The organism is Deltaproteobacteria bacterium, assembly GCA_009692615.1.
GTDB lineage: Bacteria > Desulfobacterota > Binatia > UBA9968 > UBA9968 > DP-20.
The window spans coordinates 1-26922 of sequence record SHYW01000072.1 but is presented as its reverse complement, the minus strand read 5'-3'; the positions used below and the strand labels follow the sequence as shown (position 1 = coordinate 26922).

The 26922-nt window shown below is 54.8% G+C and carries 24 protein-coding genes, 1 tRNA gene and 3 pseudogenes; 17 read left to right on the top strand and 11 right to left on the bottom strand.

Annotation, left to right across the window (positions count from 1 at the left end; genetic code table 11):
* The first annotated feature begins 252 nt into the window (after nucleotides 1-252).
* Nucleotides 253-1638: a dihydroorotase gene (locus EXR70_16740; protein MSP40136.1), complete on the top strand. Its 1386-nt coding sequence runs from the start codon at nucleotides 253-255 to the stop codon at nucleotides 1636-1638.
* A gap of 188 nt (nucleotides 1639-1826) precedes the next feature.
* Here the strand turns inward: EXR70_16740 and EXR70_16735 are convergent, their stop codons facing one another.
* Nucleotides 1827-3146 carry a DUF1015 domain-containing protein gene (locus tag EXR70_16735; protein ID MSP40135.1) on the bottom strand — a complete coding sequence of 440 codons (1320 nt, stop codon included), beginning with the start codon at nucleotides 3144-3146 and terminating at the stop codon, nucleotides 1827-1829.
* Between the two features lie 237 nt (nucleotides 3147-3383).
* Nucleotides 3384-4256: an FAA hydrolase family protein gene (locus tag EXR70_16730; GenBank protein MSP40134.1), complete on the bottom strand. Its 873-nt coding sequence runs from the start codon at nucleotides 4254-4256 to the stop codon at nucleotides 3384-3386.
* 110 nt (nucleotides 4257-4366) lie between these two features.
* Here EXR70_16730 and prmA point away from each other — a divergent pair, with 110 nt between their 5' ends.
* The 5 genes from prmA (at nucleotide 4367) to EXR70_16705 (ending at nucleotide 7849) form a co-directional block, all read left to right on the top strand.
* On the top strand, nucleotides 4367-5233 hold the full coding sequence (gene prmA, locus EXR70_16725; protein MSP40133.1) for a 50S ribosomal protein L11 methyltransferase: 867 nt from the start codon (nucleotides 4367-4369) through the stop codon (nucleotides 5231-5233).
* Between the two features lie 5 nt (nucleotides 5234-5238).
* The gene (locus tag EXR70_16720) at nucleotides 5239-5979 is read left to right on the top strand and encodes a 16S rRNA (uracil(1498)-N(3))-methyltransferase (protein ID MSP40132.1); all 741 of its coding nucleotides are present in this window, start codon (nucleotides 5239-5241) and stop codon (nucleotides 5977-5979) included.
* Between the two features lie 63 nt (nucleotides 5980-6042).
* Nucleotides 6043-6738, top strand: coding sequence for an RDD family protein (locus tag EXR70_16715; protein MSP40131.1), 696 nt, complete (start codon nucleotides 6043-6045; stop codon nucleotides 6736-6738).
* 21 nt (nucleotides 6739-6759) lie between these two features.
* On the top strand, nucleotides 6760-7722 hold the full coding sequence (locus tag EXR70_16710; GenBank protein MSP40130.1) for a glutathione synthase: 963 nt from the start codon (nucleotides 6760-6762) through the stop codon (nucleotides 7720-7722).
* Nucleotides 7723-7776: 54 nt separating this feature from the next.
* Nucleotides 7777-7849, top strand: a tRNA-Phe gene (locus EXR70_16705).
* Between the two features lie 235 nt (nucleotides 7850-8084).
* Here EXR70_16705 and EXR70_16700 read toward each other — a convergent pair.
* The 5 genes and pseudogenes from EXR70_16700 to EXR70_16680 form a co-directional block, all read right to left on the bottom strand.
* Nucleotides 8085-9080 (bottom strand): annotated as a pseudogene (locus tag EXR70_16700) (site-specific integrase).
* A gap of 278 nt (nucleotides 9081-9358) precedes the next feature.
* A pseudogene (locus EXR70_16695) lies at nucleotides 9359-9502 on the bottom strand (XRE family transcriptional regulator).
* Between the two features lie 42 nt (nucleotides 9503-9544).
* Nucleotides 9545-9856 (bottom strand): helix-turn-helix domain-containing protein, encoded by a 312-nt coding sequence (locus EXR70_16690; protein ID MSP40129.1) that lies wholly within the window; start codon nucleotides 9854-9856, stop codon nucleotides 9545-9547.
* Nucleotides 9853-10116, bottom strand: coding sequence for a hypothetical protein (locus EXR70_16685; GenBank protein MSP40128.1), 264 nt, complete (start codon nucleotides 10114-10116; stop codon nucleotides 9853-9855). Before EXR70_16685 ends, EXR70_16690 begins: the two co-directional genes overlap by 4 nt.
* 1250 nt (nucleotides 10117-11366) lie before the next feature.
* Nucleotides 11367-12179: pseudogene (locus EXR70_16680) on the bottom strand (toprim domain-containing protein).
* Between the two features lie 324 nt (nucleotides 12180-12503).
* Here EXR70_16680 and EXR70_16675 point away from each other — a divergent pair.
* The 4 genes from EXR70_16675 (at nucleotide 12504) to EXR70_16660 (ending at nucleotide 15991) form a co-directional block, all read left to right on the top strand.
* Nucleotides 12504-13478 (top strand): hypothetical protein, encoded by a 975-nt coding sequence (locus tag EXR70_16675; GenBank protein MSP40127.1) that lies wholly within the window; start codon nucleotides 12504-12506, stop codon nucleotides 13476-13478.
* Nucleotides 13475-14146: a hypothetical protein gene (locus tag EXR70_16670; GenBank protein MSP40126.1), complete on the top strand. Its 672-nt coding sequence runs from the start codon at nucleotides 13475-13477 to the stop codon at nucleotides 14144-14146. Before EXR70_16675 ends, EXR70_16670 begins: the two co-directional genes overlap by 4 nt.
* Nucleotides 14147-14429: 283 nt before the next feature.
* Nucleotides 14430-15125 (top strand): hypothetical protein, encoded by a 696-nt coding sequence (locus EXR70_16665; GenBank protein MSP40125.1) that lies wholly within the window; start codon nucleotides 14430-14432, stop codon nucleotides 15123-15125.
* Between the two features lie 8 nt (nucleotides 15126-15133).
* Nucleotides 15134-15991 (top strand): hypothetical protein, encoded by an 858-nt coding sequence (locus EXR70_16660; GenBank protein MSP40124.1) that lies wholly within the window; start codon nucleotides 15134-15136, stop codon nucleotides 15989-15991.
* 661 nt (nucleotides 15992-16652) lie between these two features.
* On the opposite strand, the gene EXR70_16655 is transcribed toward EXR70_16660, so the two are convergent.
* Both EXR70_16655 and EXR70_16650 read right to left on the bottom strand, forming a co-directional pair.
* On the bottom strand, nucleotides 16653-17297 hold the full coding sequence (locus EXR70_16655; GenBank protein ID MSP40123.1) for a hypothetical protein: 645 nt from the start codon (nucleotides 17295-17297) through the stop codon (nucleotides 16653-16655).
* Between the two features lie 809 nt (nucleotides 17298-18106).
* Nucleotides 18107-18376, bottom strand: a complete 270-nt coding sequence (locus tag EXR70_16650) for a hypothetical protein (GenBank protein MSP40122.1) — start codon at nucleotides 18374-18376, stop codon at nucleotides 18107-18109.
* Nucleotides 18377-19415: 1039 nt separating this feature from the next.
* Between EXR70_16650 and EXR70_16645 the strand changes: the two genes are divergently transcribed.
* The 4 genes from EXR70_16645 (at nucleotide 19416) to EXR70_16630 (ending at nucleotide 21807) form a co-directional block, all read left to right on the top strand.
* Nucleotides 19416-20279: a hypothetical protein gene (locus EXR70_16645; protein MSP40121.1), complete on the top strand. Its 864-nt coding sequence runs from the start codon at nucleotides 19416-19418 to the stop codon at nucleotides 20277-20279.
* A gap of 62 nt (nucleotides 20280-20341) precedes the next feature.
* A complete protein-coding gene (locus EXR70_16640; protein ID MSP40120.1) occupies nucleotides 20342-20587 on the top strand; it encodes a hypothetical protein in 246 nt (81 codons plus the stop codon).
* Between the two features lie 105 nt (nucleotides 20588-20692).
* Nucleotides 20693-21484: an SDR family oxidoreductase gene (locus EXR70_16635; GenBank protein ID MSP40119.1), complete on the top strand. Its 792-nt coding sequence runs from the start codon at nucleotides 20693-20695 to the stop codon at nucleotides 21482-21484.
* Complete coding sequence (locus tag EXR70_16630) at nucleotides 21484-21807, top strand: hypothetical protein (protein MSP40118.1); 324 nt, start codon at nucleotides 21484-21486, stop codon at nucleotides 21805-21807. The genes EXR70_16635 and EXR70_16630 overlap by 1 nt, the downstream gene beginning before the upstream one ends.
* 60 nt (nucleotides 21808-21867) lie before the next feature.
* Here EXR70_16630 and EXR70_16625 read toward each other — a convergent pair whose 3' ends face one another.
* Nucleotides 21868-23184, bottom strand: coding sequence for a hypothetical protein (locus EXR70_16625; GenBank protein MSP40117.1), 1317 nt, complete (start codon nucleotides 23182-23184; stop codon nucleotides 21868-21870).
* Nucleotides 23103-23678: an endonuclease III gene (locus EXR70_16620; GenBank protein MSP40116.1), complete on the bottom strand. Its 576-nt coding sequence runs from the start codon at nucleotides 23676-23678 to the stop codon at nucleotides 23103-23105. Before EXR70_16620 ends, EXR70_16625 begins: the two co-directional genes overlap by 82 nt.
* 163 nt (nucleotides 23679-23841) lie before the next feature.
* Here EXR70_16620 and EXR70_16615 point away from each other — a divergent pair, with 163 nt between their 5' ends.
* Genes EXR70_16615 through lnt form a run of 3 tightly spaced genes read left to right on the top strand, consistent with a single transcriptional unit; the run spans nucleotide 23842 to nucleotide 26416 of the window.
* Nucleotides 23842-24417, top strand: coding sequence for a CoA pyrophosphatase (locus EXR70_16615; GenBank protein ID MSP40115.1), 576 nt, complete (start codon nucleotides 23842-23844; stop codon nucleotides 24415-24417).
* Complete coding sequence (locus tag EXR70_16610; GenBank protein ID MSP40114.1) at nucleotides 24392-24859, top strand: cupin domain-containing protein; 468 nt, start codon at nucleotides 24392-24394, stop codon at nucleotides 24857-24859. Before EXR70_16615 ends, EXR70_16610 begins: the two co-directional genes overlap by 26 nt.
* Nucleotides 24860-24886: 27 nt before the next feature.
* Entirely contained in the window at nucleotides 24887-26416 is a 1530-nt protein-coding gene (gene lnt / locus EXR70_16605; GenBank protein ID MSP40113.1) for an apolipoprotein N-acyltransferase, read from the top strand.
* The last annotated feature ends 506 nt before the right edge of the window (nucleotides 26417-26922 follow it).

The window sequence follows — 26922 nt, the reverse complement described above, 5'->3', positions numbered from 1 at the left end:
ACGCACACACTTGGCCTATATCGAACCAACTCCAACAAGGTGGGGTTCCGCTATGGCCAGGTTTCTAACTTACGACCTCAACCCAACGCACTACCCTGACATAATCGCGTTGCTGTTAACATGACATATTGACGTTGCCACGACAGCAAAGGTTTGCCGACAGCGCCGGCTATTCGCGCGACTGATTTGACTCTGCCCAGCGCCGATCATATAAAAGCTTTTCACAATCTTGAAAGAGTGAGGTCTCGATACATGGCTAAAGTCGATTTGCTGGTAAAAAACGGTGAGGTGTGGACGCCCGGCGGTTTCATCGATGCCGATATCGCGGTGAGCGACGGCAAAATCGTCGCGCTCGGCAAAGCGCCGGCGTTGGCGGAGACGGCGGACACCGTGATCGACGCCAAGGGCAAAAAAATTATTCCTGGTTTGGTCGACACGCATACCCATCATCGCGATCCCGGTTTCACCTATAAGGAAGACATCACCACGGCGACCATGGCGGCGGCCGCCGGCGGCGTGACGACTTCCATCGGCATGCCCAACGTCAACCCACCGACAACCACCGTGGAACGCTACCGCGCGTTGATCGAACATCACAGCAAGAACGCGATTGTCGACTTCAATCACAATCCGTCGGGCACCGTGCCGGAAGAAATTCCCGCTCTCGCCAAAGAAGGCCCGCTGGCATTTAAAATTTTCATGGTCAAAGACACCGGCCGCGATTATCCGCATATGCCCGGCATCGGCATCAACAACAACGGCGAGCTGTTCAAATGCTTCGAGGCGGTGGGCAACACCGGTTTGCCGCTGATGGTCCATCCGCACGATCAGGATTTGATGGACGAGATCGAAGGGCGCTATTGGAAGAAGGAAGACCGCAGTCCGCAAGCCTACGCCAAAGCCTATCGCGATTACGACGGCATTATTTGGGACACGGCGATGGCGACGCTGTTCCGCATGCAGAAAGCGCTCGGCACGCCGCTGCATATTCTCCACATGACCACGCCGGAAGGCATCGCCATGCTGCGCCGCGCCAAAGACGAAGGCCGTCCGTGCAGCTGCGAGGTCAATCCCTGGGCGATGTTCTTGGGCACTTGGGAAAACGTCGAGAAGATGGGGCCCTATTGCTTGGGCTTCTGGGTGCCGCCGGCCCATGTCAACGGGCTGTGGGAAGCGATCAACGATGGCACCATCGACATGATCGGCACCGACCACGCGCCGCATACCAAAGAAGAAAAAGACCGCGGCTGGACCGACATGTGGAGCTGTCCCGGCGGCGAGCCGCAGATTCAAGACTATTTGAGCCTATTTCTCGACGCGGTGAACCAAGGCAAACTTTCGCTCGACAGATTGGTGCGCATCTCGTCGTTCAATCCGGCTAAAGTTTTCAACATCTACCCAAAGAAGGGCGTGCTCCTGCCAGGCTCCGACGCTGACATGGTGATCGTCGACATGAACAAAGAGAACGTGATCTCCAACGAGACCACCTACACCAAGGTCGGTTGGACGCCGTACAACGAGCGCAAAGTGAAAGGCATACCGATCCGGACGATTCTCCGCGGCAAGACCGTCATGCTCGACGGCAAGATTACCGGCAAGCCGGGGGATGGGCAGTTGGTGAGGCCCATGGTGGGCTAACGGGATTTTAACTTGTTGAACGAAAAAGGCCGAAGTTCTTGATCATAGAGCTTCGGCCTTTTTGTTGTTCGAATCTAAACCTCGACTTGGAGTTATCGATTGGTTCTAAGTAGTGTTTCGCTGGCAACGCATAAAAACTTTTAGCCTTTTCGTCGAATTTTCATAACTATCGCTCGTCACTCTATGTGTTACTCGATCTGCTCATCGGCATCGATCTGGTTGACGATCAAGCCGGAACTCAACTTGGGATAAAAGTAAGTCGACTTCTGCGGCATTTTTTCGCCGCCGGCGACGATGGCTTGGATCTCTTCCTTCTTGGTGGCGGCTAGAATGAACGTGGCCTGATAGTCTTCTTTCTCCAAAGCTTGCAGCACGGCTTCTTCGTCTTGTGAGTAGCGAATCGTCTCGCCGTTCACTTGGTGCTCGGGCGTCAGGGCGAGAATATGTTCGAGGATCAACAAATGGAGCGTGCTGACGTCGAGTTCTCTCAGTGGCGCGCTCAGCTCTTTGGCCATGCGCTGCATCACGCGCTTGTTTTTGAGCCGCAGGATCAGATAGCGCGGGTCGCGCTTGAAGCTGGCGCCGATGACGCGGTGTTTTTTCGCGGCGCGCTTGAGCGCTTTGAGAAAAGAGTTCTTGCCGTCCGGCGTTTTGGGATGCTGTTCGACGTAGAAATAAGTTTGCAGCGCTTCTTCCAATTCCAAGAACGGTTTGTGCGTAAAGCCGCGCACCAGCCGGTGGGTTGGCAGGATCGCGACGTTGTCGTCGCTCATGTTAGCGCAATACGCTATGATGTAGTTGAACGCTTCGTTGCCGGTGAAATGGCCGCGCTCGGCGCGCATCTGATCGCGATATCTTAGCGTCGCTTCGTAACGGTGATGGCCGTCGGCGATCAGCAAGGTTTGCTCTCGCATCGCGAGCTGGACTTTTTCGACGATCGCCGGGTCGGTGATGCGCCAGAGTTTGCACTCCTCGCCGTTGTCGAGTTCGAATTCCAGCGCCGGCGCCACGCCTTCGACCGCGATGATTAGCAAGCGATTGATGCTCTGCTTGGCGTCGTCGTACAGCGCGAAGATCGGACTCAGCTGCGACTGACACGCGAGCATGAGTTTTAGCCGGTCTTCCTTCGGCGCATCGAGGGTTTTTTCGTGGGGCCGGATGTCGCCCGTATCGAGATCTTGCAGCTGCACGAGGGCGAAAAAGCCGTGGCGTAGTTTCTCCTCGCCATCTTTGAGCTTGAAGCGATGGGCTAAGAAATAGATCGCCGGTGTTTCGTCGCGCTCGAGAATTCCCTGGCTGCGCCATTCGCCGAGTAGCTGGGCCACGGTGTTGTAGGAGTCGGGCTCCTGGCTCAAATCCAGCCGCACGAAATTGTGCGGCGATTTTTTATAGAGCTTTTCTTGTTCCTCTTTCGAGATGATGTCATACGGCGGCGCGATGACTTTGTTCAAATCGCGAAACTTTTTTGGATTGTAAAAAACTCCGCGGAACGGGGCGATGCGTAGCATTGATTTTTACCTTTGAAATGTTAGACAGAACAACTTAACAGAGTGTATCGCGCCAAGACGCCAGTAAAACAAAATTCGAAATTTGAAGCACGAAATCCGAAGCAAACCGCAGCCAAATAAACCGAAAACCGAAGAAAATCCAAAACACCGAATCCCAATTGAAGTTGTTTTGAATTTAGAGTTTTTTTGAACATTCGAATTTATTTCGGATTTCGAGTTTCGGATTTCGTGCTTCGGCTAGTTCTCTTTGGCGACGCCTTGGTTCATGGCGCCGATGCCCTCGATCTCCGATTTCAGAACATCGCCGGGTTTCAACTTTTCTTGAAACTCCGGCGCGTCGGGATTGCCGGAGGTCAATAGATCGCCAGGATAGAGCGTGGTGACTTCAGATAGAAAGCTGATCAAGGTCGGAATGTCGTTGATCATGGCGTCGGTCTTGGCCGATTGTTTAAGCTCGCCGTTGATCCATAGCTTCATCCACAGATTGTGCGGATCGGCGATTTCATCTTTGGTCGTGATCCACGGGCCGATGGGGGCGAAGGTCTCGAATCCTTTGCGGACACTGCGCGTGCCGCCCATATTTTTGCTTTTGCCATAGCCGCGCGCGGTGACATCTTGCATGATGGTATAGCCGAACACGGCATCCATGGCTTGGGCTTTGCTCGCGTGGCGCACTTTTTTGCCGATGACCACGCAAAGTTCAAGCTCGGGGAAAATCGACTCGGCGTCTTTCGGGATAACAATATTATCTTCGGGGCCACAGATGGCTGACGGCGGTTTTAAGAAAATATTTTCTAGCAGTTCTTCCGGCGATATCGTTGATGCCGAGCCGCGGCCGCGGCCGGCGTCGAGTCCGCTGGTGCCGCGCTTGTAGTTGCCGGCCGCGGCATAGATCTTCGACGGTCGCTCCACCGGTGCTTTGAGTAACTTGGCATCGAGCTTGACCCCGCCGCCTTTGGCGGCGAGATCGGCTAAGGCGCCTTTTATTTGATCGTATTGGGCGATCAAATCGAGCATGGTCGAGCCCTTGGGTAATACGCCGCTGATGGGAATCAGCGTGTCGTTGTGAACGATCGCGAGGCCGTCAGGTTTGATGGTGGCAAATTTCATTGGCGATTCCTTTCAATTTAGTCATTTTCAATATCTGTTAGCGGCGCTTTTCACAAGCTGGTGCGGGCGTTATCAATTGAACGGGTGATGGCCCTGTGGCATAAAAACCTGTGCAAGAATCTTGGCTTCATCTTTCGGTTCAAATCGCCGCCGCCGATCTCGATGCCCTGGCGAATTTCTTAGTCGAACAGGGCGCCCCCGGCGTGGTCATGAAGCGGCGCGGTCTGGAAGCTTACTTTCGCCGTTCGGCCGGCGACGCCGCGCTCAAACAATCCGTCGAGCGCTATCTCGGCGCCATGAAAAAATTGCACACGCGCGGCGCCAAGGCGAAGCTCAAGTGGCGGGTGCTCGGCGCGGCCAATTGGCACGATTCCTGGCGCCGTTTTATCAAAGCGCGGCGGGTCGGCAAAGAGTTCTGGGTGACGCCGCCGTGGCTGACGCCGCCAAAATTTCGCCAGCGGCAAGTCATCACTATTGAGCCAGGCTTGGCCTTCGGCACCGGCACTCACGCGACGACGCGTGGCTGCATGGAATTTCTCGAGCAGGTTGCCGACTCTCTGCGCGGCCGGCCGTTCACCGTCTTGGACGTCGGCACCGGCGCCGGCATCTTGGCGATTGTTGCAGTGAAGTTGGGCGCCCAAGCAGTTTATGCTATCGACAACGATCCGCTGGCCCTCGAAGTGGCGCGGGATAATTTCGCCGCCAACGCCGCCGCCGGCCGGGTGCAGCTCTCCGGCGCCAATCTCAGCGGTATCAGGAAAATTTTTTCTGTTGTGGTCGCCAACGTCACCGCCGAGACGATCATCGAGCTGGCTGCGGCGTTGGATAAAAAGGTTGGCGCCAAAGGATTTCTGATTCTCTCGGGTATATTACAACCAAAGGCGAATGCGGTCGTACATTGTTTCCAGAAAAACTTCCGCGTCGTCCGCCAAAAGCGCGGCCGAGAGTGGGCGACCTTGCTGTTACAGCGAAAGTAATTTTCATGGCGCGCTTCTTTCTGCCCAGAAAACAGATTCACGACGGCCACGGCAACGTCGAAGGCCAAGAGCTAGAACATCTGCGCAAGGTGCTGCGTCTCAAAGTCGGCGATCGCATTACCGTCTTCGACGACGGCGGTTGGGAACATGACGCGGTGATTCTGTCGCTGAGCGAAACTCAGGGGCGGATTGAAATTCTCCACTCCAGCGAAGCGCAGCGGGAATCGCCGTTGCAAATCACTTTGGCTGTGGCATTGACCAAAGGCGATAAGCTCGACTTCGTGGTGGAAAAAGCCACCGAGCTTGGGGTCCAGAAGATCGTGCCCTTTGCGTCGGCCTTCGCCGTGCCCAAACTCGACGCGCGGAAAATCGCCGCGCGCACCGAGCGCTGGCAAAAAATCGCCTTGAGCGCGACCAAACAATGCGGCCGCACGCGAGTGCCGGAAGTTGAGCCGTTGTGCAGCTTGCCAGAATTGCTGGCGCGCTCGGAGTTGGCGGCGCTCAAATTATTTTTTTGGGAGAAAGAAAGCGAGCGGTCGCTGCGCCATTTGCATGGCCAGTTTCCCAGCGCGCAGACCATGCTGCTGACCATCGGTCCCGAAGGCGGCTTTAGCGCCGATGAGGTCGAGCTGGCTCGGCGTTGCGGCTTTGAAATAGCCCATTTGGGCCGGCGCATTTTGCGCGCCGAGACCGCGGCGCTGACGGCGCTCTCGCTGGTGCAGTTTCTCTGGGGTGATTTGGCGTGACGCGCTTGCGTCGCCGCCAAGCTTTCTCTAGCATGAGTCGATGGCGATGGATTTTGACGAGCTATGAACTGCCAAAATTGTGATGCGGTCGTGGCAGCCGACGCTGAGCAGTGTGAAAAGTGCGGCGCCCGGTTGCTGCTCAAGCGCAGAGTTATTTTCGGCGCACCGAGCGCCGCCGAGTTTCGTTTAACTTCGGAGGCGGCGCCCGTCGAAATCGACGAGCCAGCGAAAGAAGATCCCGAGTGGCAGTTTCCGGCGCCTACTGAGTTGCCCGAAGTTGTCGCGCCGGCGTTAACTCCGAGTGCAGCCGCGCCGGCGCCGCAATACGGCGGTTTTTTTCGCCGGCTCGGCGCCTTCGCCATCGATTGGCTGATGATTGGAATGTTCGCCACATTGATGGCGCTCATGGCGTGGATCGGTTACAAGGTGGGCTTGGCCGCCCATGGCCGGATGTTTTCCTATGACAAAGCGCGACCCTTGGTGGTGATGCTAGTTTTTGGTTGGCTACTTTTGGCGACTGCCTACTTCGTCATGTTTCATGGCATGGAAGGCAAGACCATCGGCAAGTGGTTGTTCGGTTTGCGCGTCGTCAGTGCGGAGCGGAGGACGATTTCCTCTCGGCGCGCGCTGCTGCGCTGGATCGGTTCCATGGGATTCGGTTGCGCCACTTTCGGCCTGAGTTTTCTCTGGATACTTTGGAGTTCGGAAAAACGTGGTTGGCATGATTTCTTGGCGCGCACTTGGGTGATTCGAGATTAAAATTGGCGGACGGTTAAGTTTATGGCAAAGCTCAAAATCGGCGTCGTGATGGATCCCGTCGATCGGATCAATATCGACAAGGACACTACTTTTGTTTTGATGATGGAAGCGCAACGGCGCGGCCATGAAATCTATTTCATGGAAGTCGACGACCTGTTCGTGCGCGGCGGGGCGGTGCATGGACGGTATCGCCGACTACAGCTGGCGCGCGCCACGCCGCATTACGAATTAGGCGATTTCGCCGCTGGCGCACTGGAAGACTTCGATAGCGTGTGGATGCGCAAGGATCCACCCTTCGATATGAAATTTTTCTTTGCCACCCATTTGCTCAGTCTAATCGATCAAGGCAAATGTTTTGTCATGAACAATCCCAAGGGACTGCGCGAAGCGAATGAAAAACTCTATGCGCTACGTTTTCCCGAGCAGATCCCGCAAACCATGGTGACGAGCAACATGGAGCGGCTCAAAACGTTCATGGGCGAATTGGGCGGCGAGCTGATCGTCAAGCCGCTCGACGGTTGCGGCGGCAGCGGCGTGTTTTATCTGAACGAGCAGGACCGCAACACCAATGCGATTTTGGAAGCGGCCACCGACAACGGCCGGCGCTTGGTCATGGGCCAGCGTTACCTGCCGGAAATACGCCAAGGCGATAAGCGAATCATCGTGCTCAACGGCGAGCCCTTGGGCGCGGTGTTGCGCGTGCCTTTGGAGTCCGAGACTCGCGGCAATATTCATGTCGGGGGCACTTGCGTCAAAGCTCCTGTTACAGAGCGGGACCTAGAGATCTGCGCCGCGTTGGCGCCACTACTCAGAGCCGATGGTCTGTATTTCGTCGGTCTCGACGTCATCGGTAGTTTTCTCACTGAAGTCAACGTCACCAGCCCGACCGGCATCCAAGAAATCAACGCGCTCGACGGCGTCTGTCTTGAGAGCCAAGTGATCGACTTTGTCGAACGAAAAGTGGAAAAAATCCCGCGATTCTAGGCGAAAACTTGACTCGCCTCGCCTTTTAAGCAATATTCCAATTTCACTTCTTTCGGCCAGGTAGCTCAGTCGGTAGAGCAGGAGACTGAAAATCTCCGTGTCGGCGGTTCGATTCCGTCCCTGGCCACATTTCTCTCTCTCGCCAAACTCTTTGAATCATTCGGTAAATTGCTGACGACCTTCAATCCTCGTCCCATCCGCATTAAGAAAACGTTCCGGTTTTGTGCCAAGTTCAACGGCAAAACCGCGTTGATCGCCTCTTTCAATTCCGATGACACGACGCTCGGCGCTTCTTCCTGTTTTTTAAACCCATCGAACCGCTCGCTCAACTTCGTCACCGCCTGCGCTTTGTGTTCCGGCACTAGGTGAGAGTAGCGCACCGTCATCGCGATGCCGACATGGCCCATGAGTTCCTTCACCGTGACCAAATCCACGCCCGCCATGACGAGATGAGAGGCGAAGGTATGGCGCAGGTCATGGAAGCGAAAATCGGTGATCTCTGCCGCAGCACAGGCCTTCTTGAAGGCATCATAGACGGTGACCTTGCCGATCTTGTCACCCCACGGCCACATGAAAAGAAATTCGCCGTAGCGGTTTTCGCCGAGCCAGTCGAGCGCGTCTTTGGCCGGCGCATTGATCGCGATGGTTTTTAGCCGAAGCGTCTTCGATTGCCGCACGGTTATGAGTCCCTGATCTAAGTTCACGGCTTCCCACTTCAGATTCAAAAGCTCGCCTTGGCGCATGCCGGTATTGAGCGCCAACGTCACCAGCGGCAACAACCACGGCGAAGTGATCTGACTCTCGCATTCTTTTAGAAGTTTCTGGATTTCATCACCGATCAAAAAGCGCGTTCTTTGATCGTTGACGGGAAAGCGCTTCACCGCGCTCGCCGGATTGGTCAGCATCATTCCCCATTCCACGGACATCTTGAACATGTGCTTGATGACGGTTAGCTGTCGGTTCACCGACCCCGGCTTGATCTCCTTGCCGCGCTCGGCTTTCCACTTCTCGATCTGCCAAGTGGTGATCTGCGCCAACGGCGTCTCGCCGAACAACTTCGCGAACCGCTCGGTCGTGTGCTTTTCGTCTTCCCAAGCACGCTTGGTGCTGGCGCCGTACTCGCGGTAGCGTTCCGCCAGCTTGGAGAAGGGGACGGGCTTGCGCGTTTTCTCCAGATTGAACCGGCCCTGTGCGATCTCGCCTAGCCGCGCCTTCAAAGCATCCTTGGCCATCTCGCGAGTGAAGCCGCGTGACTTTCTGCCGACCCGTTCCTTGATGTCGGTAAGCTGAAACTGGTAGCGGATGTAGTAGGTAACGTCGCCGTTCTGTCCTTGGCGTTCGTAAATGCCCTTTGCCATGATCTCCGCCTTTCACTCGCAAGCGAATTGATTCTCGCAACAAGCCGGCTTAGAATCTTTCAATCGTTATCCCCCCTGTGCTTGCGAGCCAGGGTGCGAGGCCGGCCGCCGAAAGGTTGCCGGCCTCAGTGTTTTTAGCGTCGGGGTTTTCTCTGCAAGCCCTTTTTGATTTTCTCCCACGGCACCGTTCCTTTTTTCTTTACCTCGGCAAGTGAAGCCCGCGTTTTCTGCAAATCGATCAAATCCGTTTTCTTCGCGTGCTCGGCGATGTAGCGTAGCGCTAGTTCAACGACTTTTGGAACGATACTTTCGCCGAGTTCCCAACGCCACACCGTGCGCAAATGCACTCCCATAACGCTGGCCAGCGTCGCTTGGGTGTGGCCGGCAGTCTCGCGCAGTTCCTTGAACTCATTTTTGTTCACAAATTAGCTAGTGGCATAATGCCAGAAGCCTGTCAACTCCGGTTATTCTGTAAAAACTGCTATCGGCTCCGCCTCAAGGAAATTTTCCAAGTCTCCCCGTTTGACCAGCACGCGCCGACCGACTTTTTGCGCTCGTAGTTTCCGCCGCCGGATCGCCAAGCGGATCGTCGAAGCGCCCAAGCCGGAAGTTTCGGCGGCTTGTTTCACGGTGAGAAAAGATTTGTTCACCGCCACGCTCTGCGCCATTCCGCTGGGGTTCATCGCCATCGCCTCCCGCACCGCCTCTTTCACTATCGGTTTGATGATCGCGGCTAGGGCTTCGGCCAGCACGCTATTTGATTCGTGAGTGGTCATGCCGACTTCGCGCACTCCCAGCACACCCACAATTGTTTGCCGTAAAGGTCTTGGGTTCGCGCGGTGGTCGCGCCGCAGTTCCAGCAGACAGGTGCGGTCAGAAAGCGCCGCAGCTCGTCTTTATAACGCCTCAGCGATTCGAGCAGCGCCTTTGTCTCGCTGTCTGGTTCCGCGCGTGCTTCGACCTTGATCCGGTCGCCGTCGATTCTAAACTCGACGCCTTTGGCCTTGACGGTATCCACTAGAGTTCGGATGTCCATCGGACCTCCGTCGATTTCGTTTCCGCAGTACCGGCGTCTATTTCCCGAAGATGCTCATTTTCATCGAAGGTGCTCATCAGTTTTGAATGAGCATCTTCGGCGTTGTTGAGCACCTTCGACGTTAGCGCCCACAGCCACGGGCCTTTCATGCCATCCTTGACCGGCACGATTCCTAGCGCTTTTTGCGCTCGCCTTACCGTCGCCCACGAATAGCCGGCGCCCTCGGCATCGGCGCGAATTTGTTTCGAAGACACCGGCCCATCGGCAAGCAGATTTTCAAGAAACGCCTTCGCGTCCGCGAACTCGGTCCGTTCTTCGGCGTCGCCCACCGGTGTCATGGCCTCGTCCGCCGTGATGGTGACGGCTTCTTGCTCCCAGTTTATGCGGCTCGTCTCAATATCTTCGCCGAGCGTGACGCTCTCGACGCTGAAGGCGTAGCCGATCAAATCGCGCCCCAAATTATTCTTGAGTGGTAGGAAGAGTCTGCGCTGAGGATCGTTTTGATCCTTCACCACCGCGTAGGCCGCTCTTGCGGCAGCGACAAAGGCCAGACTTCCCATTACCCGCAACAAAGCATCTTGTTGCCCGGACTTGTTGAAGTGAGACACTGCGACAACGGCGGCGCCATGCTTGGCGGCTAAATCTCCGAGCGGTGCAAGCAAGGCGCGAATGTCGGCGTTCTTGTGTGAGTCCGCGTCGCCCAGGTAGGCCGAGACGGGATCGACCACCACCAGGCGGACATTTTTTAGTTCGGCGAGTAAACCATCGAGTCGATCCAAGTCCCGTTTGAGAGAAAACGCGCGCTGACAGGGTTTGCCGTTCTCGTCAACATCACGCACCGCATCCAACGTGATGCAACTTTGTAGTTCAGCACCAGCGGCTTCAAGTCGCGGGCGAATGGTGTCCTCAGCGTCATCTTCCGCCGAGAGAATCACCACGGCGCCAGCTTCACAGTGGCTATTCTCCACTGGCCAACTCCCACCAGACGACACAATGGCCGCTAGGCTGGCGGTTAGCTGCGATTTGCCAAGCCCAGGATTACCAGCGATGACGGTGAGCTTGCCGCAGGCAATCCGACCGGGCCACAGCCAGCGGATCGGTTTTGCTATCACGTCGGAGAATCGACGATAGACTACTTCGATGGGTGCCGGTTGGCTGATGGCCTTTGCTGCTGCGATTGCGCGCGCTACAGCGTCAGCGCCGCAGTGCGACGCCATGTCATTGAAGTCTGTCGCGCCGTTAGGTCGATCAGCGCCAAACGCGGGAATCGCGAGCTTGCCGCCCACCGCCAGCGCCGCGGCCGTCGCCTTGGTCATACCCGGATTGCCTTCGGTACGAATGTCATCGTCCGCACAGACGATAAGAGTCAGGTCGGGGAATTTGGCACGTAGCGCCCGCGCTACCGGTTCCAGATTGCCAGCGTTGAATGCTATCGCCAGCGGGTAGCCGGTTGCCTCGTGGATCGTCGCGCCGGTCGCGAACCCTTCGGCGATGCACAAAGCCGCCGCGCCCATCGGATCACCGATAACGAAATAACATCCGACCACGCGCCCGCCGGTGAGGAATAGTTTTTTACCGTCATCATGAATGAACTGTAAAGAATGCAGTGCGCTGCCATCGCGCAGGGGAATCACCAGCGCGCCATCGTGTAGCCGCGCACCGTGCACCTTCACGCGCTTACGGGTGAGGTACGGGTGATCGTCGGTCGCAGGTTGCGCAGCGTTCCAGATCGCCGCCGCCTTTATCGCTGCCTCGGTGCGGCGCCGGGCCTTTTCGGCGTCATATTCGCGTCGCATGACTTCGACCTTGGCCCGGTGCGCCGATTCTTCGGCTGGAGTTAACGCCCGGCCAATTTCGGCACGCCATGATTTCTTGATGTCGGTTCGCCAGTCGCCAATTATGCCGGCGGGGATGCCGTCACCGTGGTAGACATACCAGCCGGCGTCATCGCCGCGTTTGCCGTTGCTAGCGAATCGATGAATTTTGCCGTCGGCGATTATATCGGGTGGCGGTTCCAGCCCGGCGGATCGGATCGCCTCGCGGAATTGGTCCAAACTATTCACGACATTTAGCCTTTCGGGAATGGGAAGTTTTCACGGATGTTGGCAACAGTTTCCGAGTGATAACCGGACCAAATGTCGATTCGAATTTCGACCGCATCACACTAGACGGTTCAATATGGCCCTGAACAAGATAGCTCAGCCTCGACTCGGACAGCCCTAACGCTTTCGCCGCCTTCACCTGAGAGCCATAGCGCTTGACCAGCTCCGCTTTTAATCGCAAATTCATCGGTTACCTCCCCAGCAAGAAAATTCTTGCCCCAGCATACGGAGGTGTTAAGATCAGTCAAATTTTCTGTGTCACGGAGAAACGGAGGAAAACTTAAATTGATTGTGACAGGGGAAAAAGCCGTTAAGTCGTCTACGGATTACGTCAACAATTTCCGTTCGAACGTCGTGCTCATCACAAAGGGTGAGGGACCGATGCCGCATCGAATGACAGAGAGCTTTCCACGGGACCGATGGAGGGAAAAGATTCTAAACGATTTGAAGTTCCTCGTAGCCTTTCTAAACTATCGCTTTCATGATGGACCGACTGCTTGGCAGGAGCTTGGACGTCATCCCATTCTTGGGGGGTGGATGGAGTCCTATTTCCGCGAGAAGCCTTTTCTTTTGTGGAGGGAAGGCGGCTTAGAGGAAGTTCACAATTTGCAAACAGAGATCGCTTGCAATGTTGACAATGTAATCAATCCCATCGAGCCGAAACATGTTGATGTCGGGATCGCCCTGCTCGTATCGAAACTTAACCATACCCTGAAGTCTAGTTGGAGCGCCGCGCTATTGTCAGAAAGGACGCCCAAGCGGAAAATCACCCCCTATGAAGATGCACTTATCTTGGGAGGCGTCGCTTGGACGGTCAGCTATTCTCCGGCGATCTATAGTTTCGAGCAGCATCTTTACTGGTGCATCGGAATGGGCCTACAGAGCGGTGAATTTACCCGACTAAAGCGTTGCAAACATTGTAATCAGTTTTTCTTAGCCGAACACGATGGCAGGGAATGCTGCTCTAGCAGATGCTCAAATTCTTACTCGAAGCGTGACGAAACGCTCCGCAAACGAGTATCGAGAGTCTCCATCGATAAGAAACTGGCCCCCAAGGGATTACCACACTTCAGGAAATTAGCTGGAGGCAACTTAAAACAGATAAGAGTGTTTTTCGGCGAACGGTTTGAAACATTCATCCCTTTCGCGCAGAGAGTGAAGCAGCGTGAGGCACCGGAACAAGTTTGGCAAGAATTGCCTCCGTGGATGAAAAAACGGTTCACCGCAGTAGGGGATCCAGGCGTAGGACGGCGTTCATGATCTCCGTGATTGCAGCCTTCATGATCGTGGCCCTTACATCTCTCGCGGCCATGGCCGATGAGAAAACGTTGCAGGAATATGCTGAGCGTGAAGCAACAAAGGTCAAGGACCAAAGCGTGCTGAACGAGCACAGCCCCGACGAGTACGCCAAGGTGCTCGCCACGGCGGCCCGCACGGGGGAGTCTCCTCCTTCTTGGGTAAAGGAATTTGGCGCCGCCCTGGACCGCAAACTAAAGACCGATCCCATCTCGATCGACGACATAATTCGGACTAACCCCAAGAGTGCAAGTAGGGGCATTTTTGACGATGGTTACAAGAATGCGATCGCGGATGCAGCCGGAAAACCGGCGGCGCAACTTCCCGCGAGGTTATTGGACCAGGAGCAGTTATTACGAATCGCTGCCGTTGCCACCCTCCTATTGTGTTTGGTTGCGCTATACTTTGGGTTGCCGAGGCACCGGCTTCTTGCGTTGACAGCGCCCAACGAGGGGAAACTGATAAGCCGATTTGAAATACTGTTACTCTGGATTGGCGGTGTGTGGGCGATTCTAGTTTTTGCCGAGGCCGACATACTGCCCTACGAAATCCAGAAGAACTTCGCTAAAGGAACTTTCATAGGCTGGGTTCCTCTTGCCCTGATTGCCATCACCCGCCGCTTTTGGCGCTAACCCTACTTCTCTTCTCGATCTCCTTTCTGCGATCCGGCGCTCTGGACGGTTCCAGGCTCGCGAGCAATGTGAAACTTACTTGTTCGACAAGCTGGCAAACTGATTTTGGCCAGCTAATTTATCCCTTTTTTAGGTCTCGGATTGTCTCGGATTTTCATTACGTTTGCGGATAACGAGTGCCCCACAAAAAACAAGAAAATTTTCTTATTGACTGATTTAACGTCACAGTGGGAGTATCGGGTCTACCGGCGGGTAGAGAGAACAGAAATTGAGCACAACTGATATGGCTAGTGAAAAATCAGAGTTAGAGAAGTTGTCGGAGCGTTTATCACGAGTTGAACGACAGAACCACGTGTTCAAATTATCCGGCTTATTTTTTCTAACCGGTCTTGCTGTTTTTCTTCTTACGGGTCAAACGAGCACATCGAAGATACCGGCAGTGATCGAGGCACAGGAGTTTGTTCTTCGGGGGACAAACGGCACTCGACGGGCCTTGCTGGCGTTAGCGTCGGACGGCAGTGCGGCGATTCATTTTTACGACAACGATGGCACGCGACGTGCTGCATTTGGCGTGTTACCGGATGGGTTACCGGATCTTCATCTGTATGGCAAAGATGGAGCAACGCGTGTTTTGTTAAGAGTGATGCCCAATGGAGCGGCGGGACTTGGCGTTGCGGACCCAGAGGGCACAACCCGCGCCGGAGTTACAGCGTTGCCGGGAGGATCTGCGATGTTTGCGTTGTACAGCAAGGACACGGAACCACAGGGCGCTTTGGCATCACTACCTAATGGAACACCGCAGCTGAATCTCTATGCCAAAGATCGAAAATACACCGCCCAAATTGGAATAATGCCGGATGGGTTACCATCGCTTCACCTCCTCGGTAAAGACGCCGGCGTCGGATTGGATATTTTACCTGACGGGTCTCCCAGCAGCATTCTCATGCGAAATGGAAAAGTCATTTGGAAGGCTCCGTAAATGATTAAATGATGATCTATCTAGTTTCATGGGTAGCCAGCACCATCGCCGGTTTTCTTAGTGTTGTGTTCCTAGTGTTTGCTTGGGGTGCAATTCCCGCCACTATCATGGCCGTGATCGGTGCGATCCGCCGCCGCTGCAAATGGTACGCAATTCCAATGTACCTCTTGCTCATTCCTATCGGCTCATTCTTATATCGAGGCGTGTTTTGGGTCTTGGAGCGAGTAGCGCAGCCAGACACCCTAAGCACCACGTTGTTTTGGGGTGCCGTTTTCATCAGTGGACTCGGCACGCTCTTTAGTGCGGGGCCAACCTTGCTAAAGGAAGTCTGGCAGGTAACTAACGGTCGTGCTGGCGCAGATGCGGTCGAAACCAGGCGGCGGGGTTCCGCTTTGGGTGTCGGAATCGCGCTACCGGTTTCGTTGGGTGTGATAGTTTTAGCGTTTTACCTAACGCGAATGAATAGTAGGGAAGCACAACAGGAGAATAAAAGAACGCAAGACTACGGGGTTTCATCTGTACGGGTTATGAATGGCAGCGCTACGATGTACGCCGATACGAAATATTATGTGACTTTTCGTAGGGGCCAAGTAGGAAAGGACGGTATCCCGGAGCTAGTCAAACTTGGTGACGTGGTTAGAGTTAAAGATCGTTCGTTAACGGTGAATCACATCTTGGTTACCGAAATTCTCGAAGACATGTCGTACGGCGGTAAAATTTTTGCCAGAAAAGGCGAGATACGTTGTCTCCTCCTCCAGCGATTGGAAGATAGGCCAGGCGACGATGATAATTCGAGTCGTAGCCGCCTATGGATCAATATAACCGACTGCAAACCTCTTTCCCCGCTAACGGCAACGACTCAATAATTCAATCATTGTTTCAACCTGCGGTCTACGACGATTTTCTTACTGTCCGTCTTTTGTCCATGTACCTGAAACAACAAGCCCCAAGAACTGCCATTGATTTCAGTTGATTCCGTGATGTTTTATGATTTTCTCGCAGAGCGGACAGCGTCCACGGTCGAGTCCTAATATTCCTGCCAAAGCCCAATCGGCTCTGGCTTCTGCCCATCGCTTTAACTTGCGGGCTGTCGCTTCGTCGCGTGCTTTTTTTCTCGCTGTCTCTTGCCGGGTTGGTCGCCCGCCTCGGTTAAATCGCCGCTTTTTCCACTGCTGATTGCCAATGACGAAAGCCATGATGTCGTTCCTTTTTTAGGTGTCTGGTTTTGTCCAATTGATCGATTGCATCAACTCGACCTGCTGCCGAATTACCTCTATCGCCTCGGAGTCTCGCGAAAGCTTGCGCAGTGCCTGAGCAAGTCCCGGATTTTTTCTCGCTCGATCCGCGACTGTTCTGAATATAGCCCGTGACGATACCTACCGTTGCGTTTGCCCAGAAGCCCGCCGCCACGGGCGCCGTGAAAGCGGCAGACGGTCCATCCGTTCACAGCCGGCGCCATGCACGGCTTGTGGGTCCGCTTTGACGTGGCTTTGCAGCGCGGGCTTTTTTGATATGGATAGACTGCGTTCATGGGGTTGATTGCTGTTTTTCGCCTGCCCCCACCTCCCCATGGGTGATATTGCCGACGATCGCTTGGCCACCCTGGTTCACCGTGACATGCTCCACCGCAACTTTTTGCTCGCCATTACTCCGGTAGCGTTTGAGCGCTTCTACTTGCGCCGCGAACGTTCGCGCTAGTTTGTTTAGCGTTCGCTCCGCGCTGTCTTGCTGAGGGATATTTTCGACATGAGCCAGCCGGCGGGCGAACGTCATAGTCAACGAATGGATCGCCGCCATTTGGGCCGCGAGCATTGTCTCCACTTGGTCCCGTGGCTGCACGCCCTTGACCATCGAGAGCATGAAGTTAAGCGCGTCTACGTCGGTCTTTTGTCCCCGTGTCCCTGCGTTGATGAGTTGGTGGACTACGCCAACAAAAAAATCGACATCCGTTGTCCCTAGCGCTTCCATAAGCAAACCGCGCCCAATTAGAAAGTTTGGATGATCGACAACGACTTGATCCGCGCCGTCCTCTACCGACGTTTTCATCCGCGGCGAGGGCGTTTTTTTTCGATGCTTCGCTAAGTGTGCTTCAATCACCTCTCGTTCTGCGTCTGTCAGAATGTATGGCGTAACGGGAGCGGCTTGCTGTTGGTTGATAGTTTTCTTGTTCACGGAGTTCTCACCTTTGCCGTCGCATTCGTGAATCTAGTAGTGATTGAATACCATTCAGAAAAACGTTCCAGTTTTGTGCCAACTTCAGGTGATAAACCGTATTACACGGTAACAAGCCCAAAATAAAAAAGCCTGGAAATCCAGGCTCTTTATCACTCGCGATCACTTGTTGTTTTTAGTCTTGTGACCCCGTGTCGGCGGTTCGATTCCGTCCCTAGCCACATTTTTTCCACTCTGAAGCCATCACCGTTTATATTCAGCTCATTGCTATGCTCTGTGTGAATGCCATCTCGGCAAGCGTAATATCCACGACAATCGATGACACTTGGTAAAACGGCTGCGAATTGACAGCAGACTTAGTAAAGCCACCCGCGCGCGCGGTCGTACATTCTTGCTCTGCTCGCCGGGAAGTTCTATCAACCAATGCGCGCCGGCTTCGTCAATGTTCAGCGGTTCTACGCTGGTATAATTCCTGCGCTTTACCCTGTCCATGAAGAAGATCCTTACATGGCTGAGACATGGCTTTATCATCTCGGTAATTTACAGTGCTGGGCTTGCCGAATTTTACTACTTGCCGCGCTACGGGCTTGAGTATTTCCTCGGCGCTATTGGACTCACGGTGTTCACGGCAGGACACTGGATGCGCACCCATTGGGATGTTTAACCCGACTAATCTTGAGTCAACCGCGTCTCGCTTTGGCAGGGGCGTTGAGTTCGGTGCTAGGGCAAAAAAAAGCCTGGAAGTCCAGGTTTTTTATCATTCACTGTGAGTATTCAATCTTGTGCCAAGGTTCTCGGCCAGATTGGAGCTACTGTAAAGTTATTTCGTATTCTTCTGGCTCTTCCACCTCGATCATAGCTTGCGCCTTACGCTTGAGATCGCCCCAGCCGAGTAGATCCAAGCGAACTTTGCGCCGGAGAGCGCCTTCGTAGGTGACGCCGCGGGCGCCGCAATAGTTCGAGCATAACCAAAGATCGCGCGTGCGCTTGACCGTCGTGGGGTGGGATAAATTCAGTGTCCCGCCGCAGACACAGGGCTTGCGATAAACCATGGGCTTGATGATTCTGATTGCTGCCATCCGATCCTCGTTGTCGTGAATGCAGTCGTAGCCAGTTGTTGTCGAATGGCCGCTGACCGGTTGAGTATTGTATTCCGCGTTGAAATCAATTGTTCGATACTAGGCTGCGGTGCGCAATGATCACGCCTTCGTTGGTGAATAGCCAGCGCCGTAGCCACGATTCTAATGTTTGAGGCTGCTGTTTACGCAATGCGTCGCGGAACACATGCCAGGGGATCACGGTGATATCCATTTTTATTTCTCCTTCGATCGAGATCGTTAATGTGTATTGCGCGCGTGGGACTCGAGATGCACCTTGAGAAAACTCAGCGAATAGATCCTCGTTCCACAGCGTTTGCAGATGGTGGCGCGCTGGTTGGTTTTCCGTACCGGGACTTTCTTAAACATGGTGGCCAATAATAGTTTCATCGAATGTTCCTCCAATGGATTTGATATTCCATCGATAGAGCAACTGCGGTGCCAAACGCCTAAACGCGACCGCTGCGACGAAAATTGTTTAGCTTTCAACTGCTTGGGAGATTTTTAAAGGTTTGCGTGGTAGCGGGAAACGGCGAAATTGGGCCAGCTTTGTGCGCGTCTGTACAAGCTTGTCCAGATCTTTTCTCTTAACTTACTACAATGGTAAAAGAATTGGTTGAGTAAGGTGGCGATGGCGCCCCAAGCGCCGTCCTTTTACGGCTAACCTGGTTCTGTTAGAATAGCGTCATTGTGCGAGAGAGGATGATATCTCTATGGGTAAGGCAATCGACTATATAGTAATCAATCTGTTCGAACCCGCTCTGAATTGGAGCTTACAGCATCCGTTCATATCAGTGGTCGTGGTCGGTGCGATGTTTTTTTTCGCCTGCCGCAATTATCGCCTGCTCTGAGTCTTTCGCCGTTATCGCGCTAATTCCTAAGTAGCCCCGCCGCATCTCAACATCGATTAAGTTTTAAGCGGAGTTCACTCTCCTTCGCTGTCTCACTTCCGTTAACTTTCACATTTGCATTTTTCCAGGTCGGGGAATAGGGTTTTTTTACTTCACGGAGGAGCCTGTTTATGCCGCTAGTATCCGCCCTATGCGCCAGCCATGCGCCGAATATTCTTCTCGAGCCCGGACGGGAGTGGGAAGATTTCATGGATCTGCACTACAGCATGGCGCCTTCCGGCACCTCGAACCGGCCTACTCTCGAGCAGCAGAAAAAACTACGCCAAGATGCCGAGACTGCGTTTGCGGCGTTGCGCGCCGACCTGGAACAGGCGAAGGCCGATGTCTTGATCGTCGTCGCCAACGATCAGTTCGTGAATTTTTTCTGGAACAACATTCCGACCTTCTTCGTCACCACTGCCGATGAAGTGAAGGGACAATTTACCCGCCATAAATTTCACTATCGCAATGACAAAGAGCTCGGCAAGGCGATTGTGCGCGCCGGCATGGAGAAGGGTATTGACTTTTCCTACGGCGAGCATATCGAATTGCAGCATACCCAAAACGTACCGCTCTATTTTCTCCTGCCCGAGCCGAGAATTCCGATCTTGCCGGTTTACGTCAATACCTGGATCGATCCGGCGCCGTCACCGCGGCGCTGCTATCAGGTCGGCGAGCTGATTCGCGAGGTTGCCGATCGTTCGAGCGCGCGGGTTGCCATTCTCGCCACCGGCGGTCTGTCGCATTTTCCCGGTTCGCCGCGCATCGGCGAGATCGACGAGAGCTTCGACCATAAGCTGCTCGAAGTCATGCGCCAGGGGAACGGTAAGAGTCTTGTCGACTATTCGGTGGAAGATCTATTGAAAGCAGGGGACACCGAGTTTCTCAATTGGATGGTGGTCATCGGCGCCATCGCCGATGCTAAAGCAACCTATACTTCTTACATGCCCGACTTTGTTGCCACCGGTTGGGGGTTTGTGAGTTGGAAGTTTTAAATGGTTTTTAGTTTTGAGTGGTTGGTTTTTAGTTGGGATTCGGATTTGGCTTGGGAGGTTTTGTGAGTTGCTATGATTTGAGCCGGTTGTTATTCGATCTCAAGATGAACGAAGCGATTTATCAGAAATCGTTGAAGGATTTTGAAACCGTGATGGCGGCATACGATTTGTCGACTGAAGAAAAAGATGCTTTGCGGGCCGGCGATCCGCGCAAGCTGCGTCAGCTTGGCGTGCACGGCATGCTTTGTCTTTACATTAAAAGGCTCAATCCACAGTTCCGCGACAATATTTATTGGGCGCAGAAATAATTACGTTTAATACCAACGGGCTCAATCGCTCACGATAACTTTGACCCGCGTGGGTGGGTTTGTTAGTATCCGGCACACATCAATCTAGCAGGGGGAAAAGTCAGCATGGATCTCGGACTTAAAGATAAAGTGGCGTTGGTAGCGGGGGCGAGCCAGGGGATGGGCCGGGCGACAGCGATGGCGTTTGCGCGGGAAGGCGCCAAGGTGGCGATCTGCGCGCGCGGCGAAGCGGCGCTCAATGAAACCGCGGACGCGATCCGCAAACAGACCGGCGGCGAAGTGCTTGCCATGATCGCCGATATGTCGAAAGCGGACGACATCAAAAAATTCGTCAACGACAGTGCCAAACATTTCGGCCGCCTCGACGTGATCGTCAACAACGCCGGCGGTCCGCCTCCGGGCGAATTCATGAAATTCACCGATGAGGACTGGCAAAACGCTTTCAACTTGAGCTTCATGAGCACCATGCGCATGACCCGCGAAGCGGTGCCGCATATGCGCAAAGTCGGCGGTGGCCGGGTGATCAACATTACCTCTTACTCGGTCAAGGAGCCGATCGCCGGATTGGTGCTATCCAACGGCATTCGCAGCAGCGTTATCGGCATGGCTAAGACGATTTCCCGCGAGCTTGGACGGGACAACATTCTCATCAACAACGTTTGCCCAGGACGCATCGACACGGATCGCGCGCAGAAATTGAACAAAGCGCGCGCCGATCGCCTAAACCGGCCGGTGGAGGAGATCAACAAGGAGATGGCGGCGGAAGTGCCGCTCGGCCGCTACGGCACGGCGGATGAGACGGCTGATCTAATTGTCTTTCTCGGTTCGGATCGCGCCAGCTATATTACCGGCACGACGATTCAAATCGACGGAGGTTTAGTCAGGGGGATTCAATAATGGTACACTTCGTTATCCAGTGGGACCTGCCGGATCAAAAGGCTAACCTGACGATCTACGCCAACAAAGCCAAGAACGATTGGCTGCCGATCACGCTTGGGCACAAAGGCGTGATCGAGATCCGCAACTATCGCAACCCGTTGGAGGTCACGCCTCATGTGGCGATCACCATCGATTTCGACAACATGGATAATTGGCGCGACTTCATCGACTCGGCGGATTACATTCGCATCATGCGCGAGCTGCGCATTCTCGGTTGCAATAATTTTACCGCCAATGTGTGGTCGCCGTCGAAATATTTCGCCGAATCGATGAAGCCCTAAGCGATTCGACGCTGATCAAGACTTGTGCTTAAAAAAGCGCGGCCGAAAGCCGCGCTTTTTTTATTCGCTTGAGTACGGCCAGATGTTGTTAACCCGCAGGATGTGAATACCGTGGGTCTTGTCGCTCAGGTAAATGCAGCCGCGCCGGTCGACCAGCACGTCTTCGGATTGCGCCACCAGCTGGCTCGGTTTGGTGCCGATTCGCACCAACGGATCGGCGGGGACGAAGTAGGCGAACTCTTTTGGCTGCCTGGCATCGCGGATGTCGTAAACTCTTAGGCCGGCGTTGAAGTAGGTTAGATACGCAACGTCGTCGCGATTTTCCAGACATGCTTGATGGTTCGGATGGTGATGGTTATGCGGACCGAAGCGGCCGGCTTTTTCGTAAAAGTTTTTCAGCTCGCTTTCCGGCGCAGGTTCAGGCAGGGGAAACAGCGATAACATGCGCGGTCGTTTTTCATCGCTGATGTCGACGATGCCCGCCAGGTTCAAATTCTCATCGCCGTTTTCGCGGATCGCCTCGTCGTTGATCAAAGCGATCTTGCGCCGCGGCAGCGGCAGAAAAGTGTGAATGCCTTGGGTCGCGGTAATGCCGCGGAAAGCGATTTGGCTGATCATCTTTGGCCGCGCCTTGTCGCTGACGTCGAGAATGATGCCGCCGCCATCGCCGTAGGAAAGATAGGCGCGGTCGCCTTCGATGTGGGCCGGGCCGTGGCAGGAAAATTTTAGTCCTTGGGCGGCTGCCGCACTTTCTTGTTCCGCTAACCAGAAGCGGCCGACTTCGCGCTGGTTGCTCGGATCGGCGATGTCGACGCTACGATAGATTTTCCCATTTATCCCCGGCGCGCCGGCGGCGGCGTGAACCAGATTGCCGCCGTCGTAAAAATTGCGGTGCGTACCGCTGCTGCCGGTTTTGAAGTGACCGATCTGTTTCGGCTTCGTTGGTTCGCCGACATCGAAAATAAAAAAACCTTCGCCGCTGGGTTGTCCTTCGGCGCCGCCCCAACCGGGCGCGATTCTTTCCAAGCCGGCGATCATCTTGCCGTCGGCCACTTGAACTTGAATTGTCCAGGTATTTTCCGGTCCGGGAATGAAACTGCAAAATTGCTGCTCTTCCCGATCGGTGACGTCGAGCACGCTCCAGCCGCGGTGCCAAAGATGGGCGACGTAGAGATACCAACGATGATTTTTTTCTTGCATGGCGAGCTTGAAAGCGGGCTTGCCGTGCAAATCGTGATAGCCGACGGCGTCGATATTTTTCGCAAAATAGCCTTTGGGAATTGCTTGCGCCATGGCTATCGTCGCACGCCGACGCCGATCTGCGGGCAATATTTTTTCACCGGGCAATGACTGCACTGGGGCGAGATCGGCCGGCATAAATGCTGGCCGAAGTTCACCAGCAAATTGTTGTACTCGATCCAGTATTGTTTGGGCAGCTTGGCGCGCAAGGCGATTTCGGTTTTCTCCGGGTTGGCGGTTTCGATATAGCCCCAGCGATTGGAGATTCGATGCACGTGGGTGTCGACGCAGATGCCGGGTTTGTTGTAGCCCAAGGTGACGACCAAGTTGGCGGTCTTGCGGCCGACGCCTTTGAATTTTAACAGCTCGTCGATCTCGTCGGGGACTTTACCGTTATGACGGTCGATGATCGTCTGGCACATCCCAAGAATCTGCCCCGCCTTAGTTTTGTAAAAGCCCACCGGGTAGATCAGTTTCTCGATTTTTTTCGCTGTTAACTTAACCATCGCTTCTGGCGAGTCGGCGATGGCGAACAAACGATGCGAGGCTTTTGCCGTGGTGGCGTCTTGGGTGCGCAAACTCAGAATACATGAGATCAGCACGCGAAACGGACTCTCGTAGGTCTCCGCCATCAACGTCACTACCGGCGTATCCCATTGCGGCACTTCGCGGCGCAGGATTTTGATCGTCGAATGAATTTCTCGCTGGTTCACGGACTAGTGTTTTGCCTTTCGATTGGCTAGAGTCGGAGCTGGTTCTATCACAGATCACCCACGCGGCAAAAGTTTTTCACCGATGATCGCCGATAAGATTCTTACGACACTGGCAGCGCGCACGCCGGAGTTGGTTGTCGGCAACGGCCACAAACCGGCGGCGGTGCTGATCCCGATCGAAGAGCGCGCCGATGGCGACTACATCGTTCTCACCAAGCGCGGCGACAACATGCCGACGCACAAAGGCCAGATCGCTTTTCCCGGCGGCCGGGTGCATGCCGGCGACGCCGATCTGGTGGCCACGGCGCTGCGCGAGAGTCATGAAGAGATCGGTATCGATCCGGGCCATGTGCGGGTTCTCGGCCGGCTCGATGAGTTCACCGCGGGCTACGGCATCGTCGTGACCCCCGTGGTCGGCGTGATTCCGCCGCAATACGATTTTCGTCTCGATCTGTCCGAGACCAGCGCCATCGCCTCGGTGCCGATCCATTCGCTGATGGCCCCGGGCACTTATCTGAAGAACGCGCATCTCTCGCCCGGCGGCCATCCGAGCTATCATTTTTACGTCAACAATGGTTGGGATATTTGGGGCGTGACGGCGCGTATTCTCGTACAGTTTCTGGAGCTGGCTTATGATTTTGAGGTTGAGAAGAAATAGCTTCGCATTTTTTCTTGTCGCTTTGCTGCCGCTGTTCAGTGGCTGCGTTTCCGGGCCGCATTTTTATTTGCAGTACGGTAGCGAGTATCGTGAACTCGATCTGGAAAAAATACTCGCCGACAATCCGTTGGCTGCCGGTGACAACATCAAAGTCGCCAACCTCGGCCGTTCGGGGAGCGCGAGCCAACATGTCGTGCAGATCCGCGACCGCGAAGTGCCCCATGTGCACAAGATTCACGATGCCACTGTCACGATGATGCGCGGCTACGGCTATCTGATGCTCGACAACAAGCGCGTCAATTTAAAAGCCGGCGACATCGTCCATGTCCAGCGCGGCGTCGTGCATCACTACGTCAACACTTCGGGCGATCCCACCGTCCTGCTGGCGGTTTACTCGCCGCCCTTCGATGGCAAAGACAATATCCCGGTCAACGGCCAGTAATCATTTTTCGCTCGGCCACTCGCTTTCGTGAATTCATTGCAATTCTTTCTGCGCTTCTTTCTGCCGGTCTTGGCCGCGCTATTGCTCGCCGCGCCCTACATCGAGCCGCGCTTGTTTCTCTCCGTCTGGCTGGCGTTCGTGCCGCTGTTGATCGCTGTCCAGCGCGCCGGCAGCTGGCGCGGCGCGGTTTTCTTTGGCTGGCTGATGGGTTTCGCCGCGCACCTGATCGGTTTTCACTGGCTCACTTATACGATCAGCGTCTTCGGCGGTTTTCCGCTTGCCGCCAGTGTTCCGATCTTTCTGGTTTACGCGGCGTCCCAGGCGCTGCAGTTGGCGCTGTTCGCTTTGCTCGTGCGCACCATTGGTTTCGGCCCGCTGGCGATTTTTCCCGCTGTGTATTGGGTCGTGCTGGAATTTCTATTTCCGCTGTTGTTTCCTTGGCACCTCGCCAACTCGCAGGTTTCTTTCTTGTGGCTGATCCAGAGCGCCGACTTAGTCGGCCCCTACGGCGCCGGCTTCGTTATCATGTGGATCAACACGGCGCTCTTCCACGCTCTACGCGCGCCTGAAAAAAATCAGATCAGCGCTTGGCTGCCGCTGGCCTACGCCGGCTTGGCGCTGATCGCCTCGCTTGGTTACGGCTATCAGAGGCTTGAAGTCGTCGGCGCGGAAATGGCGAGCGCACGCAAGCTATCGGTCGGCGCGGTGCAAGGCAACGTCGGTATCGATATGAAGTGGAATCCGGCGCTGGCGCAAAAAAATCTCGCACAGCACCGCAGTCTGACGGCGGGCATGGATGAAGTGCAGCTGATCATTTGGCCGGAGTCGGCGATCGAGGCGATGATTCCCGAGCAACTGCAAGCCCTACCGTTGGAGTTCCTGCCGCATTTCAAGTCCGAGCGCAGCGCGTTTATTTTTGGCGCGAAGAGTTTTCGCGGCCATCCTGGGCAAGCGGATATGAAGGCGTTCAACACCGCCTTCATGACCGATGTGCGCGGCCGGATTCTCGGCCGCTATCACAAGCAGGTGTTGCTGGCGTTCGGCGAATATTTGCCCTTCGCGAAAATTCTCGCATGGCTGCCGGCGATGCCCTTGGCCGACGGCTTCAGCGCCGGCCCCGGACCGGTAGCGTTTTTTTTCGCCCGCGGCGTGCGCGTCGCGCCGTTGATCTGTTACGAAGACTTGATGCCCCAGGTGGCACGCCGGTTCGTCAGCGAAGCGCGCGCCAACCTGCTGGTCAATCTCACCAACGACGCCTGGTATGGCAATACCATCGGACCGTGGCAACATTTATGGCTCGCGCAATCGCGCGCCATCGAAACCCGGCGCAGCTTGCTGCGCGTCACCAACACCGGGGTGACCTCGCTGGTCAACGCCAAAGGCGAAGTGGTCAAGACGTTGCCGATGTTCACCGCCGCGGTGATGCAAACCGAAGTCGATATCCTCAACGAGGAAACTTACTACGTACGTTTCGGCGATTGGTTTGCGTGGGGGATGACGATTGCCGTTGGGGCGCTGTGTCTCTTGCAGTTGAAGCGAGTGTGGAAGCGGGACTGATGGGATTGCTTTTCTCACCCAACCGACGAACTTTAAATAATCATGGATGTCGGCTATGGGGTGAAGTTTGCGAATCTATGCAAGTTAAAATCGGTCTATGCCGCGTGTCTAGGCGCAGTGAAGATTCGTCATGCCGGCGTAGGCCGGCATCCAGTCTTCGTTTCATGGACATCCTTAATACGATCTAGAAAAACTGGATACCGGCTTTCGCCGGTATGACGAAAGGGCAGTTGACTTCAAGTCGACAGGTCAGAACCCTTCGGCTTGGAGCCGACGGTCGCTGAGTTTGTTTGTGGACTGTTAAGAGTTTTTTTCCGAACTTAGCGTCTTTGCGCCTTTGCGGGAGTAATTCCCGGTTATGTCGTGGCAACGTCAATATGTCATGTTAACAGCAACGCGATTATGTCAGGGTAGTGCGTTGGGTTGAGGTCGTAAGTTAGAAACCTGGCCATAGCGGAACCCCACCTTGTTGGAGTTGGTTCGATATAGGCCAAGTGTGTGCGTCG

Coding starts and splice junctions, on each gene's coding strand:
- EXR70_16740 (MSP40136.1), top strand. CDS start 253: ATGGCTAAAGTCGATTTGCTGGTAAAAAACGGTGAGGTGTGGACGCCC.
- EXR70_16735 (MSP40135.1), bottom strand. CDS start 3,146: ATGCTACGCATCGCCCCGTTCCGCGGAGTTTTTTACAATCCAAAAAAG.
- EXR70_16730 (MSP40134.1), bottom strand. CDS start 4,256: ATGAAATTTGCCACCATCAAACCTGACGGCCTCGCGATCGTTCACAAC.
- EXR70_16720 (MSP40132.1), top strand. CDS start 5,239: ATGGCGCGCTTCTTTCTGCCCAGAAAACAGATTCACGACGGCCACGGC.
- EXR70_16715 (MSP40131.1), top strand. CDS start 6,043: ATGAACTGCCAAAATTGTGATGCGGTCGTGGCAGCCGACGCTGAGCAG.
- EXR70_16710 (MSP40130.1), top strand. CDS start 6,760: ATGGCAAAGCTCAAAATCGGCGTCGTGATGGATCCCGTCGATCGGATC.
- EXR70_16690 (MSP40129.1), bottom strand. CDS start 9,856: ATGACCACTCACGAATCAAATAGCGTGCTGGCCGAAGCCCTAGCCGCG.
- EXR70_16685 (MSP40128.1), bottom strand. CDS start 10,116: ATGGACATCCGAACTCTAGTGGATACCGTCAAGGCCAAAGGCGTCGAG.
- EXR70_16670 (MSP40126.1), top strand. CDS start 13,475: ATGATCTCCGTGATTGCAGCCTTCATGATCGTGGCCCTTACATCTCTC.
- EXR70_16665 (MSP40125.1), top strand. CDS start 14,430: ATGGCTAGTGAAAAATCAGAGTTAGAGAAGTTGTCGGAGCGTTTATCA.
- EXR70_16660 (MSP40124.1), top strand. CDS start 15,134: ATGATGATCTATCTAGTTTCATGGGTAGCCAGCACCATCGCCGGTTTT.
- EXR70_16650 (MSP40122.1), bottom strand. CDS start 18,376: ATGGCAGCAATCAGAATCATCAAGCCCATGGTTTATCGCAAGCCCTGT.
- EXR70_16645 (MSP40121.1), top strand. CDS start 19,416: ATGCCGCTAGTATCCGCCCTATGCGCCAGCCATGCGCCGAATATTCTT.
- EXR70_16635 (MSP40119.1), top strand. CDS start 20,693: ATGGATCTCGGACTTAAAGATAAAGTGGCGTTGGTAGCGGGGGCGAGC.
- EXR70_16630 (MSP40118.1), top strand. CDS start 21,484: ATGGTACACTTCGTTATCCAGTGGGACCTGCCGGATCAAAAGGCTAAC.
- EXR70_16625 (MSP40117.1), bottom strand. CDS start 23,184: ATGCCGGCCGATCTCGCCCCAGTGCAGTCATTGCCCGGTGAAAAAATA.
- EXR70_16620 (MSP40116.1), bottom strand. CDS start 23,678: ATGGCGGAGACCTACGAGAGTCCGTTTCGCGTGCTGATCTCATGTATT.
- EXR70_16615 (MSP40115.1), top strand. CDS start 23,842: ATGATCGCCGATAAGATTCTTACGACACTGGCAGCGCGCACGCCGGAG.
- EXR70_16610 (MSP40114.1), top strand. CDS start 24,392: ATGATTTTGAGGTTGAGAAGAAATAGCTTCGCATTTTTTCTTGTCGCT.